The organism is Pseudomonas sp. AF03-9 (assembly GCF_020515815.1).
In the GTDB taxonomy this organism is placed as follows: Bacteria; Pseudomonadota; Gammaproteobacteria; order Pseudomonadales; family Pseudomonadaceae; genus Aquipseudomonas.
Window position 1 is genome coordinate 214,641 of record NZ_JAHPJF010000011.1, and the last position, 14,981, is coordinate 229,621.

13 protein-coding genes are annotated in these 14,981 nt (G+C 61.3%); 6 read left to right on the plus strand and 7 right to left on the minus strand.

Features of this window, described 5'->3' with window-relative positions:
• Nucleotides 1–24 precede the first annotated feature (24 nt).
• The 5 genes from LIY36_RS15040 (at nucleotide 25) to codA (ending at nucleotide 3,818) form a co-directional block, all read left to right on the plus strand.
• Nucleotides 25–1,242 carry a DNA-methyltransferase gene (locus LIY36_RS15040; protein WP_226456148.1) on the plus strand — a complete coding sequence of 406 codons (1,218 nt, stop codon included), beginning with the start codon at nucleotides 25–27 and terminating at the stop codon, nucleotides 1,240–1,242.
• A gap of 49 nt (nucleotides 1,243–1,291) precedes the next feature.
• The gene (locus LIY36_RS15045) at nucleotides 1,292–1,789 is read left to right on the plus strand and encodes a hypothetical protein (RefSeq protein WP_226456149.1); all 498 of its coding nucleotides are present in this window, start codon (nucleotides 1,292–1,294) and stop codon (nucleotides 1,787–1,789) included.
• Nucleotides 1,790–1,851: 62 nt separating this feature from the next.
• On the plus strand, nucleotides 1,852–2,064 hold the full coding sequence (locus tag LIY36_RS15050; protein WP_226456150.1) for a helix-turn-helix transcriptional regulator: 213 nt from the start codon (nucleotides 1,852–1,854) through the stop codon (nucleotides 2,062–2,064).
• Between the two features lie 63 nt (nucleotides 2,065–2,127).
• A complete protein-coding gene (gene queD / locus LIY36_RS15055) occupies nucleotides 2,128–2,484 on the plus strand; it encodes a 6-carboxytetrahydropterin synthase QueD (protein ID WP_003173033.1) in 357 nt (118 codons plus the stop codon).
• A 92-nt stretch (nucleotides 2,485–2,576) separates the two neighbouring features.
• Complete coding sequence (gene codA / locus LIY36_RS15060) at nucleotides 2,577–3,818, plus strand: cytosine deaminase (RefSeq protein ID WP_192300323.1); 1,242 nt, start codon at nucleotides 2,577–2,579, stop codon at nucleotides 3,816–3,818.
• On the opposite strand, the gene LIY36_RS15065 is transcribed toward codA, so the two are convergent.
• Nucleotides 3,811–4,785, minus strand: a complete 975-nt coding sequence (locus tag LIY36_RS15065) for a diaminopimelate epimerase (protein ID WP_226456151.1) — start codon at nucleotides 4,783–4,785, stop codon at nucleotides 3,811–3,813. The two genes, codA and LIY36_RS15065, sit on opposite strands and share 8 nt — an antisense overlap.
• Nucleotides 4,786–4,927: 142 nt before the next feature.
• Between LIY36_RS15065 and LIY36_RS15070 the strand changes: the two genes are divergently transcribed.
• Complete coding sequence (locus tag LIY36_RS15070; RefSeq protein ID WP_226456152.1) at nucleotides 4,928–6,079, plus strand: MFS transporter; 1,152 nt, start codon at nucleotides 4,928–4,930, stop codon at nucleotides 6,077–6,079.
• Nucleotides 6,080–6,127: 48 nt separating this feature from the next.
• Here LIY36_RS15070 and LIY36_RS15075 read toward each other — a convergent pair whose 3' ends face one another.
• The 6 genes from LIY36_RS15075 to bglX all read right to left on the minus strand — a co-directional run bounded on the left by LIY36_RS15075 (nucleotide 6,128) and on the right by bglX (nucleotide 14,974).
• The gene (locus LIY36_RS15075) at nucleotides 6,128–7,051 is read right to left on the minus strand and encodes a hypothetical protein (protein ID WP_226456153.1); all 924 of its coding nucleotides are present in this window, start codon (nucleotides 7,049–7,051) and stop codon (nucleotides 6,128–6,130) included.
• Nucleotides 7,052–7,612: 561 nt separating this feature from the next.
• On the minus strand, nucleotides 7,613–8,518 hold the full coding sequence (locus tag LIY36_RS15080; RefSeq protein ID WP_226456154.1) for a hypothetical protein: 906 nt from the start codon (nucleotides 8,516–8,518) through the stop codon (nucleotides 7,613–7,615).
• 167 nt (nucleotides 8,519–8,685) lie between these two features.
• The gene (locus LIY36_RS15085) at nucleotides 8,686–11,082 is read right to left on the minus strand and encodes a TonB-dependent siderophore receptor (protein ID WP_226456155.1); all 2,397 of its coding nucleotides are present in this window, start codon (nucleotides 11,080–11,082) and stop codon (nucleotides 8,686–8,688) included.
• Nucleotides 11,083–11,179: 97 nt separating this feature from the next.
• The gene (locus tag LIY36_RS15090; protein ID WP_226456156.1) at nucleotides 11,180–12,130 is read right to left on the minus strand and encodes a FecR family protein; all 951 of its coding nucleotides are present in this window, start codon (nucleotides 12,128–12,130) and stop codon (nucleotides 11,180–11,182) included.
• A gap of 14 nt (nucleotides 12,131–12,144) precedes the next feature.
• Nucleotides 12,145–12,645 (minus strand): sigma-70 family RNA polymerase sigma factor, encoded by a 501-nt coding sequence (locus LIY36_RS15095; RefSeq protein WP_226456157.1) that lies wholly within the window; start codon nucleotides 12,643–12,645, stop codon nucleotides 12,145–12,147.
• 73 nt (nucleotides 12,646–12,718) lie between these two features.
• Nucleotides 12,719–14,974: a beta-glucosidase BglX gene (gene bglX, locus LIY36_RS15100; protein WP_226456158.1), complete on the minus strand. Its 2,256-nt coding sequence runs from the start codon at nucleotides 14,972–14,974 to the stop codon at nucleotides 12,719–12,721.
• Between the last annotated feature and the right edge of the window lie 7 nt (nucleotides 14,975–14,981).

Below are 14,981 nucleotides of genomic sequence, written 5' to 3' on the forward strand. Positions count from 1 at the left end.
GTTCATCTACAAGGGGCCAAGGCCATGAAACAGCATCGCGTTTTGATCGGCGACTGCATTGAGTCGATGCGGACGCTGCCAGATAAGTCTGTCCAGATGTGCGTCACCAGCCCGCCCTACTACGGTTTGCGGGACTACGGTGTAGACGGCCAGATCGGCTTGGAGGAAACGCCGGCTGAATTCATCGCTCGACTGGTTGAGGTTTTCCGGGAGGTGCATCGAGTACTCCGTGACGACGGTACGGCCTGGGTCAATATGGGTGACAGCTACGCCAATGGCGGCCGATCGTCTCGCGACTCAGATGAAAAACTGCCAGCGCGAGGCATGGGGTTTCGCCCAAAAGATCCGGACGGCATCAAGCCCAAGGATTTGATGGGCATGCCGTGGCGTTTGGCTTTTGCGCTCCAGGCCGACGGATGGTACCTGCGGCAAGACATTATCTGGCACAAGCCAAACCCAATGCCTGAGTCCACCCGCGACCGGTGCACGAAGGCCCACGAATACCTTTTCCTTCTCAGCAAGTCGCGCCGGTACCATTACGACAGTGACGCGATTCGCGAGCCAGCAAACCTAACTGGAAAAGGTAGTGCCAACGGCTTCCGTGGCGGCGCCTATGTCAACGGATCCACCTTCGACAATGCGGAAGGCGGCAAGCGCACATCAACGGGCAACACCGTACCGCCGAACAACGGAGTCGGCTGGGGCCATGGTACTGACGCAAAGGCTCGCGACAGGTCGCGGGTCACGGTACCGACCGGCTGGGATACCTCAACCGGTGAAGGTGCTCACGGTGCTTTCCATAAGAACGGTGCAGAGCGATCACGGCGGGATAGCTTCAAGCGCGACGATTCGAAGCGAGAACAGGTAATCCCAGGCCAAACCAAAGGTACGCATCGCCCGGACCGAGAGGAAAGCTCCTGGGACGTCGAGACCCGAAACAAGCGCAGTGTTTGGACGGTGGCGACTCATGCGTTCAAGGAGGCCCATTTTGCTACGTTCCCGCCCGAACTGATCCGGCCGTGCATCCTGGCCGGGGCGCCACGTGGCGGCGTGGTGCTGGACCCATTCGGCGGTGCCGGGACCACAGCCGTCGTCGCCATGCAGGAAGGTCGCAAATCAATACTGTGCGAACTGAACCCGGAATACGCCGCAATGGCTGAACGCCGGATCGCGGCAGCTTGGCTCGACGGCGCGGCGCAGATGGATGTCTTTCGCGACACCGTGCAACACCCAGCAGCCTAATCCAAATCCCCCTACATGCCTGCCGGTGAGCGGCGGGCGAGGTATTCCTATGTCCGAAGAAAAAAATGCATTCCGCGAAGCCGCTATCGAAGCGATCTCGGATATGGCACAGCACCTGCCACTTGATTGCGAGCTGCTGGTGGTGGCCTGCCGCCCCGGCAAGAAAGACTTTGACCTGGTGCTTCCTTCGCCTGAGTCGAACCTGAACAACGCCCTGGACGCACTGCGCCGCAATGGCCTGACCATCGACGGTGATAACGCCTACAAGCGCGACCTGTGTGACGCGATTGTCGGGGCCTTGGCCATGGGCGCTCAGGACACCAACCCGCCACCTGCCGATCACTGGGGCCAACGGTTCTGGGATATAGGCCGGGAGGAACGCCAACTGCACGAAGAACTGGTCGCGGCGTTGAAGCTCACTCGCGAAAACCTGCGGGCCTGCCAGGCAACCATCCACCTGTGCGGCGGTTTTGACCCTGCCTATGTGAACGATGCACAGGCAGCGATGAAGGTTGCGGACGAAGCCCTGGCCAAGTTCTCCATATAACCCACCTTCTGCCGCCCAGCGCGGCTCATTGACTCACGCCGCCCTCGGCACGGAGAATCAACATGGCAGCAGCAGAGAAAATTGATCGCTTCCTTCGCCTCGACGAGGTGCTTCACACTACCGGCCTGGGCCGCAATACTGTTTATCGGCGGATCAGGGAGGGCACATTCCCAAAACAGGTTAGAATAGGCCCCAATTCGGTCGCCTGGCGCCAGTCGGCAATTGCTGAATGGATGACCTCAATCACGCCCAGCAACGACCAATCAGTACATTGATCAGTACACCAGCAACTGACAATAATCCCAAAGCCACGCAACACAAGCCCTACAGGTCACACCGTGGAAATCTTCAAAGAGTTTACCTTCGAATCCGCCCACCGCCTGCCGCACGTACCGGACGGCCACAAATGCGGGCGCCTGCACGGGCACTCGTTCAAGGTGGCGATCCACCTGAGCGGCGACCTGGACCCCCATACCGGCTGGATTCGCGACTTCTCGGAGATCAAGGCGATTTTCAAGCCGCTCTACGAACGCCTCGACCACAACTACCTCAACGACATCCCCGGCCTGGAAAACCCGACCAGCGAAGTGCTGGCCAAGTGGATCTGGAATGAACTCAAACCCCTGCTGCCGGAACTCAGTGCAATTCGCATCCACGAGACGTGCACCAGCGGGTGCATCTATCGCGGCGAATAAACCGCCCGTACGAAAAACCACCCCAGCGGTGGTTTTTTTATGCCTGGCTCCCTTACAGTCGTGGCTTCCCGCCGCTCAAAAGGAACTTGCCCATGCACATCATCAACGCCCGCCTGCGCAACCGTGAAGGCCTGCATGATCTGCACCTGGAACAGGGCCGGATTGCCAGCATCACCCCACAGACCACGCCACCGCCGTTGCAGGCCGACGACCTGGATGCCGCCGGCAACCTGGTGATCCCGCCCTTCGTCGAGCCGCACATCCACCTCGACGCCACCCTCACCGCCGGCGAACCGCGCTGGAACATGAGCGGCACGCTGTTCGAGGGCATCGAGTGCTGGGGCGAGCGCAAAGCCAGCATCACCTTTGAAGACACCAAGACCCGCGCCAAGCAAACCATCCAGGCCCTCGCCGCCCACGGCATCCAGCATGTGCGTACCCACGTCGACGTCACCGACCCGGACCTCACCGCGCTCAAGGCCATGCTCGAGGTACGCGCGCAAAGTGCGCACCTGATCGACCTGCAAATCGTCGCGTTTCCCCAGGAAGGCATCGAGTCCTACCGCAACGGCCGCGAACTGATGGAAGAAGCCATCCGCCTGGGCGCCGATGTGGTTGGCGGCATCCCGCACTTTGAATACACCCGCGACCAGGGCGTGAGCTCGGTCAAATTTCTGATGGACCTGGCTGAGCGCAGCGGTTGCCTGGTGGACGTGCATTGCGACGAAACCGACGACCCGCACTCGCGTTTTCTCGAAGTGCTCGCCGAAGAGGCCCGCAGCCGTGGCATGGGCGCTCGCGTCACGGCCAGCCACACCACCGCCATGGGCTCCTACGACAACGCCTACTGCGCCAAGCTGTTTCGCTTGCTGGGGCACTCCGGGATCAACTTCGTCTCCTGTCCGACCGAGAGCATCCACTTGCAAGGCCGCTTCGACAGTTTCCCCAAACGCCGGGGCGTCACCCGCGTCAACGAGTTGCTCGAAGCCGGCATGAACGTGTGTTTCGGCCAGGACTCCATCGTCGACCCCTGGTATCCGCTGGGCAACGGCAACATCCTGCGCGTGCTGGAGGCCGGGTTGCATATCTGCCACATGCTCGGCTACAGCAACCTGCAAAGCGCCCTCGACCTGGTGACCGACAACAGCGCCAAGGCCATGGCCCTGGGCGACCGCTACGGCCTGGAGCCGGGTCGCCCGGCCAACCTGTTGGTGCTCTCGGCGGACAGCGACTATGAAGTGATTCGCAGCCAGGGACTGCCGCTGTATTCAATCCGCCACGGCAAGGTGTTGATGAAACGTCAGCCGGCGCAGGTGGAGTTTTTGCTCAGCTGATTTGCCGCCGGGCGGTGCCGAACAGGCTGACACTGCGCAGCGTCTCGGCCTGCACCTGCAAGCGCACCGGCGCCGTACCGCCCGGCATCACCACCGCGACCTCCCCCGCCGCGACCCAACCCGCCCGCCACGCCGCGCAGGCCACTGCGCTGGCACTGGTGCCGGACGACGCCGTAGGGCCTTCTCCACGTTCAAACACCCGCGCGAGCACACGGTTGGCACTGTCCCGCGCAGCCCATTGCAAATTGACTCCGGCCGCACAGGGCTGGCCGCGGCCAACCGGCGGCGCAAAGGCAATTGCCTGCAGCGCTTCAAACAACCCGGGCTGCTGCATCTGTGCGTTGTCGGGCAACGCCGAAGGGTGTTCGACCAGCGTCACGCAATGGGGGTTGCCCACCCGCACAAACTGACTGTGCGCCCACTGCGGGTTGATCGCCGCCAGTGCGCTCACGTGGCTGGGTTCAGCAGCGCCGACGCCCGTCGCACCCACGGCCGACGGCCCGAACGCGGGCTGGCCCAATGCGAGCCAGAACCCGCTCACCTGGGCATACACCGCCGGTTCCACCCAGGTACTCAACGGCGAGGCGCCAGCCGGTTGATCGTGATGCACACGTAACTCGCTGGCCTCGGTCATCATGCCTTGGTCTGTCAGGGCCTGGGCAAAGATGGTCAGCCCGTTGCCGCTACGCTCGGCCAGGGTGCCGTCGGTGTTGACGATCAACAGGTCAAACGGCGGCGCAGCCTGGAACGGCCCCACCAACAGGCCATCGCAGCGGTGGGCCTTGGCCTGCGGCGGGCGTGGGGTTGATCCCCAGCCGCATTCGGCCGCGACCGCCGCCGGCGCCCAGGTCTTGCGGTGATGCGCCGCCACGACGGCAGTGTCGGGAACCGCTATCCCCTGGCGGCGCAAGGCAGCCGGGCTGACCACCCCATAAATATTGCCCCGCGCATCGTAGAACTGAGTCATACCCACGCCCGCCAGGATTGTTTCATTGATTCATCCATCCGCTTGCCCACACACAGGGTCGGCAGCGTATTACAGAACCTTCCATCTGTGGGAGGATGTCGCGCCGGACACCGTTCGTTGAACGCAAAACCAAGGATTTTTCATGACTGCCATCCCCACCTCAGCGCCCGTGGTTCCCGGGCGACTGGAGCAAATGTCGACCCGCATCGCGTTTTTCATCGCCGGTTTCGGCATCGCCGCCTGGGCACCGCTGGTGCCGTATGCCAAGGCCCGTGCTGGGCTCGATGAAGGCACGCTCGGCCTGTTGCTGTTGTGCCTGGGAGTGGGCTCGATCATCGCCATGCCAGTGGCCGGCCTGCTCGCCTCGCGTTTCGGCTGTCGGCGCGTGCTCTGCGCCGGCACGCTGCTGATCTGCCTGGCCCTGCCGATGCTGGCGACGGTCAGTTCGATTCCCTTGTTGATCGCCGCGCTGTTTCTGTTCGGTGCCGGGTTGGGCACGGTGGACTCCACGGTCAACCTGCAAGCGGTGATCGTTGAGCGCGCCAGCGGCAAAACCATGATGTCGGGATTTCACGGCTTGTTCAGTCTGGGTGGGATTGTCGGCGCGGCAGGTGTTTCGGGGTTGCTCGGGCTGGGCTTGTCGCCGTTGCAGGCAATCTTGGTGGTGGTCGTGATCACGTTGGCGGCGCTGCTCAAGGCCGCCCCACACTTGCTGCCTTACGGCAGTGAAAGTTCAGGCCCGGCGTTTGCGATTCCCCATGGCGTGGTGCTGTTTATCGGCTGCCTGTGTTTTGTCGTGTTTCTTGCCGAGGGCGCGGTGCTGGACTGGAGCGCTGTGTTCCTGAGCGGCGAACGCGGCCTCGACGAAGCCTATGCGGGTCTTGGTTACGCGGCATTTGCCCTGACCATGACGGCCGGGCGTTTGACCGGTGATGCGATCGTGCGTCGACTGGGGCCTACCCGGGTGATCGTGGCCGGTGGTTCGCTAGCGGCCGCCGGTATGTTCCTCGCCACCTTATCGACGGCCTGGGAAGTGTCACTGCTGGGTTATGCCCTTATCGGCGCCGGCTGTTCCAACATCGTGCCGGTCCTCTACACCGCGGTGGGTAAACAAAAGGTGATGCCCGAACACATTGCCGTGCCCGCCATTACCACGCTGGGGTATGCCGGGATACTCGCCGGACCTGCTGTGATTGGCTTCATCGCCCATGGCAGCAGCCTGGCGATCGCCTTCCTGCTGATCGGCGGGTTGCTGGCAGCAGTCGCGGCCAGCGGCAAGATATTGCGGGTGTAGCCATGAGCTTTTTGTGCCAGACAAAGAGCTCATAGGCCCGTCAGGGCATCATTTGCCCTTCTCTTTCTTGTCGTTTTCCAGCCAGCGATCAAGGCTGTAGTTTTTCAGCCAACCATCATTGTTATGACTGCCGAAAATGCTGGTGCCGTTGGCTTTATTGCTGTCCAGGGACGCCAGCAAGCCTGGCCGATCGACCAGGTTCTTGGCGAGGTACACCTGCTGCGGACTGTATTTTTTCATCGGAAACCCGGTGACCGGATCCCGCACCAATGCGCCTTTCTTGTCGGTCAAGTTGGGGTCCTTGCTCATTTCAATGATTTTGTCGGTCTTCACGTAGCGGTGTTTTTCGAAGAAGAACGTGCGGTCTTCCGAGCGATCGCGCAGCTCGTCAAACATGCCCCTGAACGCCTCGACCACCTGCGCATCGGTTTTCGCATGGAACGGGTCGGCACTTTGCGTATTGTTGGGGTTGGTGTTGCCAAGCAGGGCGCTGGCCGCCTTGGAGAGGCTTGAAGGTGTGATTTTTCCGCCTTTGCCCAGGATCGTATCGTTCAGGCGCGGACGGTTGATGATCTCCCTGGCCAGCATGATCGTGCGTTCGGCAACGGTGCTTATGTTCGGGTCCTCATCAGCGATTTTCTGCAGTCCCGCCTGGTTCAAGCTCCCGTCCTTGGTGAATTTGTCGAGCAATGAAAAGCTGTTGCTCAACGCCGTGGCCAGCAGGTGGTCATCTGAACTGACATACGGGTTACCCGCCTTCATGCCGCCGTAAAGATTCTGAGCATCGAAATGCGGGTTGTTTAAGCCCATCAGCGGACTACTGGAAAAACCCGACATTACCGGACGCTGCCCCACGCCCTGAGGAGCGTAACCCGAGCCTGACGCCTGTGCGTTCGCACCCGGCGTGTTGGAATTCAGCTGGTCTAACGAAGGTGGCAGCTTGAAGCCAAGTTGATTGATCCCGTTACTCATATTTCACTCCACACGATTTGGACGACGTCGCCCGCGCCCCGAATCCTCAATCAGCAAAATGCTCCGATTGAGGATGCAGGTCTGGCGCAAGGTGTGTGGCGTTGCAAAACCAATGGTTCCGGCAAAGCGCAACTCTGCACCCGGACAACCTTGAACATTTGTAACCGCCTGGGCTTCAGTCCTCCTGAAGCGATGATTACCCTCGAAGGGACAACTTGCTCCAGAAGCTCGAAAGTCTTGAAAACAATGGATCGCCGACCGGCGTATCGCCGAGCATGTGAGCGCCTCTGTCAAAGTCTGCAGCCGTCGGCGCCTTGAAGCTGCATTTGGGTGAAGAGGTAAGGTTGAGACTCGGCTGCTGCGCGTTTTGGCAGGGTGCCTCAGGCAACGCAGTCATCAGCGCGGTGACTGAGCTTGGGCAGTGACGAGAGGCAGAGGATGTCGAGTTCATGGGTCCGGTCCTGATCCAGTAGATAAAGACTCCCACAGGCCGTCAACCACCAGTGGGTGTCTTCTTCGTGGCAAATCTGCGTAAACGGTTCCCCATATGCAGTGCCGGATTTAACCGAGCAAAGCCAACAGCCTGTGCAGTTCTTTGCGCGAAATCTTGCCATCGCGCTGCGAGCCAAACACGTTGTCCATCAAGTCCTTGACGTCCGAACGGCCCATCACGGCATTGGCCAACTGGATGAGATGGTCTTTTCGGGGGATGCCCGTCAGGTTTTTATTAGCGAGTGCCTGCAGATCGCTGATATTGATGTCGCGGTTCCAGAAGCCACCTTTCAACGCATCGAAATTCCGGAGCATCTCCTCAACGAGTTGTTTGTTGTCCAAGCGCTTCAACGGGTTATCGGAATGCACGAAACTTCTGATGTCGGCCTTGGAAAAGCGATTGTTTGTCGCCCCGGTGGAGCGGTCCCGATCCAGGGCTTCCATCAGTCCAGGACGACGCTGCAACTCCCTGGCCAGTTTGATATTGGCGTCGGTCCGGGGATTGCCGGTCAGCTCCTGCCTGGCAATTTCCCCCAGGCTCTGGCGCGTGACGTCACGTGAAGGCCAGGGGCCCTTGAACGCATTGAAGTTATCCAGAAGCATCTGCGCCAGTTGTTCATCGCTACGCCTGGAATAGTGAGGGTCCGGTAGCGTAGGGTTTGGGCGCGCAGGCGGGCCAGGTTGCGCAATTGGCCGGTGGGGAGGACGGTGATAGTGGCCAGCAACTTTTCCCTGTGGCGTATCACCAAATATCGGGCCGGACTGATATTGCGGTTGCGCAAAGCCCACACTCGCCGAGTACTGTGGAGGTAGCGACCTGGCAGGGAATGCCGCCTTTGGGTCAGCATGGGTGGGATTCGGCAAGATGGGCGCGGTGGTCGAGGTGGACGCGGATGTTGACATTGGGATCTCCAGTTCGTTTCCAAGCGGCTCGCCTGACTGCGCCAGGCTCAATAGTGGAATCAGCGCGAGCAAGCCTCACCTATGTGGCTGGACACCTGAGGTCAGTTCCGCCTAGAAACCGAAAACTGCTCGCTACTGGTAGGAAGATCCTCTGGGGGAAACAGGAAAATACAGAATGAAACGTAAATCGTCGTGCATCCCCAGATAGGAAACACGACGAAAGTGGTCGTTATACCGGATCAGAATCCAACACTGGCCTGCACAAAAAACGTACGCGGTTCGCCCAGGTACAGCCCGGCGTTGTTGTCGCTGGAGCGCGTGTAGTGCAGTTGGTCGAAGAGGTTTTTCACACCCACGCCCAGTTTCAGGTTCGACAGTTGCGCGCCGAAGTCATAACCACTGCGCACGTTGACCGAGACATAGCCGGGAATATCGCCGTACTGGCCGTCGGCAGTGCCCTGGGTGATGTAGGTGGTGCCGGTGCCCGGCGCACGTTGGCCGGACTGGGCGTAGACGTCCAGATTGTGGGTCCAGTGGTTGACGTCATAACGCAGGCCCAGGGTCGCCACTTCACGGGAGTACAACGGCAGGTCACGGCCTTTGAAGGCAACGTCGCCTTCCGCTGTAGCCTTGGTGTAGGTGAAGCCGGCGTTGGCGGTCAGGCCATCCAGACGCGCATCCAGGTTCGACAGGTCGTAGTGGGCCGAAGCTTCGATGCCGCTGTGTTTGGTTGCGCCGAGGTTGGTCCAGCCCACGGCATTGCTGACGTATTGCAGCTCATCCGAGAAATCGATGTAGAACAGCGTCACTTCGCCGCCCCACACGCTGTCGTTGTAGCGCGTGCCCACTTCGTAGGTCTTGGCCTTCTCCGGGTTCAGGCCACTGGCGGTCTGATCGCCCGTACCGCCCTGGCCTAGCTGGAAATACTGCAGGCTGCCGAAGGACGTTTCGTAGTTGGCGAACAGTTTCCACGCATCGGACACGTGGTACATCACGCTCAACGCCGGCAACGGTTCGTTGTTGTGGACCTCACGGCGTTTTTCCAGGGTGCGCGCGCCGGTCAACGGGATCACCGGGCGGTCGTGCCATTCGGTGCGGATGTCTTCGAAGCGGATACCGGGGGTAATGGTCCACTTGCCGATGTCGATCTTGTTATCGACGTAGAAGGCGTTGGCCTCGGTGCCGCCAGTGCGGTCCTGGTAGACGTGACCGTCGCTGCGCCCGCCGGGGGTGGGCACGTTGTTGACCAGATTGAGGCTGGTGGCCTGCTCGTGCATGCCTTCCTTGAGGTAACGATAACCGACGCTGACTTCCTGGGTGCTCGGGCCCACGTCAAACACATGGCTCACACGGGGCTCGATGCCAAAGGTGTAATAGGTGCGCGGGTACGAGCCGAGGGTGAGCAAGTCGCGGTTGGCGATGTTGCTGCCACGGAAGCTGTCGGAGTAGTAGGTCAGCACTTCGGCCTGGGTGCGGTCGTCGATCTGTCGGATGTACTTGAAGGACACATCCTTGCGACGCCCGGTGAAATTGTCCCAGTCGCGTACCGACTGATACGGGTTGGCGTCGAATTGCTTCTGGGTCAAGCCGCCGGGCATGTCGGCCGTGGCGTCGAAGTAGTGGAAGTTGAGTGAGAGGTCGTCGCTATCGGTCGGCGCCCAGTGGGTCTTGAGGATCACGTCGTTGATGTCATTGGCGTTGTTGCTGCTGCGATAGCCGTCCCCTTTGACCCCGGAATACAGCAGCGCCGCACCGATGCCGTTGTCTGCGGTGCCGCCGACAAAGGCGTTTTCCAGATGTTTCCAGCCGCCGTGGGCCGAGGTTTGCAGGGTGGTGCCGACTTCACCGGAGAATTTCTCCGGGATGGCGCGGGTGACAAAGTTGATCACGCCACCGACGTTTTGCGGCCCATAACGCACGGAACCGGCGCCGCGTACCACGTCGATGCTGTCCAGGTTACCGGCGGAGATCGGCGCCATCGACAGTTGCGGCTGGCCATACGGGGCGAAGGCGGCCGGTACGCCGTCGATCAACACCGTGGAGCGTGGCGACAGGCGCGAAGTCAGACCCCGTACGCCGACGTTGAGGGAAATATCGCTGCCGCCGGTGCCGTTGGACTCCTGCACCTGCACGCCCGGGACCCGGCGCAACACGTCACCGACGTTCATCGCGCCCTGCTCCACCATGGCCTCGCGGCGAATCACGGTGCGTGCGCCGGGGTGGTTCTGCACCACTTCGGCGTTGGCGTCGCCCAGCCAGTCGCCGACCACCTTGATGTCGGTGGTACCCAGTTCCAGGGGCGAACCGGCTTCACCGGCACCGCTGCCCAGCGGACGCAAGGTCACGGAACCGGCGTCGACCTGATAGTCCAGGCCACTGCCTTGCAGCAATCGACGCAGGGCTTGTTCCGGCGAAAGGTTGCCATCCACCGCCGGGGCTTGCTTGCCGGCGACCATGTCGGGGCTGAAGAACACTTGCAGGGAGGTCTGCTGGCCCAACTGGCTCAGCGCTGCACCCAGCGGTTGGGCCTGGATATGGAGGGTGTCGGCAGCATACGCCGAGGTGCTGACAGCCATGGCCAGGGCCAGTGGCGCCCAGCGGGAGATTTTATTGTGGTGGCAGGCAAGTTTTTTCACGTCAAATCGGGTCCTGTGATCGCAAGCGAGTGCGGCCGTTAATGCAAACCAGTTGCAGTTGCAGGAGGAGACGACGAACGCGAAAAAAACCTGACTGTCAGCGCGAAATAATTTCCTGGCTGCCGTCCGGCAAGGCGCGCACGGCCACCGGCAGAATGTGCGGCAGGGCCTTGAGCAAGGCGTCGGTGTCGTTGGCGTTGAACACGCTGGTCAGGCGCAGGTCGCTCACCGCCGCCGAACCGACCCGCACTGGCTGCTGGCGATAACGCGACACTTCCCGTGCCACGTCACCCAAGCTGGCGTTGTTGAACACCAGTTTGCCGCGGCGCCAGGCGGTCAGTTCTGCGGCGTTCACCGCGTAGGCCGGCACCACGTTGCCCTGGCTGTCGATGTGCGTGCCACGGCCCGCCGTCAGCGTGACGCTTGCATCTACCGCCCGCCCTTGCACCTTGACCGTCCCGGCCTCGACCACCACGCGGGTGCTGTCGTCATCGCGGCGCACATCAAAGCGCGTGCCGGTCACCGTGACCTGCCCGGCCCCGGCGGCGACCACAAACGGGCGAGTGGTGTCGTGCTCGACATTGAACATCGCCTCGCCCCGCTTGAGCACCACGCCGCGCCTGCCCTTTTCGAACTGCACCGCGACCACGCTGCGGCTGTTCAACTCCATCACCGAACCGTCGGGCAGCGTCACCTGGCGCTGTTCACCGAGCCGCGTGCTGAACTCGGCGCTGTAGGGTTTTGGTTGAAGGATGCTGAGCACGCCCAGGCCAACGGCAACCGCCACCACACTGGCCGCGACCGCGTAACGCAGCACGGCGCGCCGCTTGGGGCGCTCAGCCGGTGCATCGCACAACGCACGCAAACGCGCCGCCGGCAACAGGTCCGTGGCGCTCCACAGGCCTTGCAGCACATCGAATTCGTATTGGTGGTCGGGATGCTCATGGCGCCACGTCTCAAACTGCTGGCGCTCGGCGGCCCCCAGTTCGGCGTCTTGCAGGCGCACAAACCATTGCGCAGCCTCGTCTCGGGCACGGTTATCCATCATGGAAGATCCTTGGTTCATGGGGCCAGCACGTCCAAGCGGTCACGCAGATGCCGCAGGGTGCGGATCATATACTTTTCCACCATGTTCTTGGACAACCCCAGGCGTTCGGCGATTTCCTGCTGGGTGAGACCTTCGATTTTCTGCCAGATGAAAATCCTGCGGCAGTTGAGCGGCAACTCGGCCAGCGCCCGCTCGATGGAATCCGCCAACTGGATCGCATGCATGACGTGCTCCGGGTCGCCACTGTGCGGCGAACGCAGGTCGAAGGTCTCCAGCGCCAGCGCCTCGCGCCGGTCTTCACGGCGATGGGCGTCCACCGCAATGTTGCGTGCGGTTTGGTGCAGATAGGCGCGCGGCTGCTCAACCTCGGTGGACCGTGCCTCAAGCACCCGCACAAACGTGTCATGGGCCAGGTCTTCGGCCTGCTGGCGGTTTCTCAGGCGGCGCGTCCAGGTGCCGATCAACTCTTCGTAATACTCGAAAAAGCCTGTTCTGCGGGGCGGCTGGGGCATCATCGCGGAGGCACTGGGGAGGCGGGGCGTGAATAGTAATGCTTCCTATTAAGTCGGGCAATTGCTTCCCGTCGTGTCAGCGCAGTTCGAAGCGTTGTTCAATGACCTTCCGAGAATCCAAGCCTATCTGCAGCCTGAACTCGCCAGGCTCGGCGACGTGTCGCAAGTGAACGTCGTAGAATTTCAGGTCATCTTCACCCACGGTGAACTCGATTCGTCGACGCTCACCGGCCTTGAGCATGACCTTCTGGAAACCCTTGAGCTCCTTGACCGGACGGCTGACGGATGCCACCGGATCACGGATATACAACTGGACCACGGTTTCGCCATCGCGCTCACCCGCATTGGCCAGCGTGACACCCACCCGCAGAGACTGACCTCGGTGCAACACTGCGCTGGACAACTGCAAGTCTGACAGTGCGAAACGGGTGTAGCTCAAGCCGAAGCCGAAGGGAAACAGCGGCCCCTCCTGCTCATCAATATATTGGCTCATGTACTTGTTCGGCTGATCGGGGATGAAGGGGTGGCCCGTGTTGAGGTGGTTGTAGTAAATCGGGACCTGGCCCACCGAACGGGGAAACGTCATGGGCAGCTTTCCCGAAGGGTTGTAACCGCCAAACAAGACATCAGCGACAGCGTTACCGCCTTCCATCCCGCTGAACCAGGTTTCCAGCAGCGCATCGGCCTGCCCTTGCACTTGGGTCAATGTCAAAGGCCGACCGTTCACCAACACCACCACCAGCGTTTTACCCAAGGTTCTCAATGCACTGAGCAGGCGCTGCTGGCTATCTTCAAGGTCAAGGCGCGTTCGGCTGATGGCCTCATCGCTGAAATTCCACGCCTCCCCCACCACTGCCACGATGACATCGGCTTGGCGTGCCACCGCCATCGCCTCTTCCAGCAGCGCTTCAGGCGATCGGGGATCAAGGTCCAAGGGCGAGCTATAACGTGCCAAGCGATCAGACAACGCCCTGTCGTCTGTGACATTGGCGCCCTTGGCATACAGCAGCGTGGCCTTGCCTTCCACCGCACGCGTCATGCCCTCACGGATGCTCACAACTCTTTGTGCTGCGCAATCGCCACAATAGCTCCCGAGCAAATCACGGCGGCTGTTGGCGAGTGGGCCTACCAGCGCGATACGACCGTGCTTGCTCAACGGCAGGGTGTGCTGGCGATTCTTCAACAACACCAGGGTCCGGCGCGCCACATCCCGCGCCGCCGCCCTTTGCAACCGGCGCTCCATGGGTTCCGGAGGCAATCGGGAGAGGTTGCGATAGGGGTCTTCGAACAGCCCCATCTCGTACTTCATCCCGAGCACGCGACGAACCGCCTCGTCCAGGACCGCAACATTCACTGCTCCCGATTTGACGAGGGCGGGCAACTGGCGAACATAGGCATCGTCACTCAACTCCATGTCGAGGCCCGAGAGAATCGCCAATGAAGCCGCGTGGCGCTGATCAATCGCCACACCGTGCGTAATCAGGCCAGTCACGGCATTGGAGTCACTCAGGGTGACGCCGGCAAACCCCCACTCATGGCGCAGCACATCCTTGATTAGCCAGGGGTTGGCGGTTGAAGGAACGCCGTTGATTGTGTTGAACGCAAGCATCGCGACCTGCGCGCCGGCCTCGACAGCCGCGCGGTATGGCGGGAAATAGTACTGATACATCTGTGCCCGGCTCATATCGACACTGTTGTAGTCCTTGCCGCCCTCCACAGCCCCATACAGGGCCACATGCTTGACGCCGGCCATGATGCTGCCCGCCGCGCGATAGTTGCCGCCCTGATACGCGTTGATCATGACCCGAGCAATGCGCGACACCAAATAGGGGTCCTCGCCGTAGCCCTCCGACACCCTGCCCCAGCGAGGATCGCGGGAGATGTCCAGCATTGGGCCGTAGGTCAGGTGCACACCATCGGCGCTCGCTTCCTGCGCGCTGATCCGCCCCACCAGCGCCAATGCCTGCATGTCCCAACTGGCCGCCAACGCCAGGCTGACCGGAAATACGGTGTGCAAGCCATGGATAACATCCATGCTGAAAAACAGCGGGATTTTCAATCGGCTGCGCTCAACGGCCATTTGCTGCAACGCGTGCCCATAGGGCGCAGGCGGAACTACGGCCACCCCGCCAATCAGTCCGCCGGCCAGATGTTCCCGGACGCGCGTATCCGGCGCCACAGGGTCGAGATAGACGATGTCGAGTTGCCCGACCTTCTCGGCAACCGTCATTTTGCCCATCAGCTGATTGATGAACGCGGCTTTATCCAAGGGTGCCTGCGCCACAGCAACCGCGCTACCAAGACTCGCCAGCAACCCGACAACCCAGTGCATGTTCACG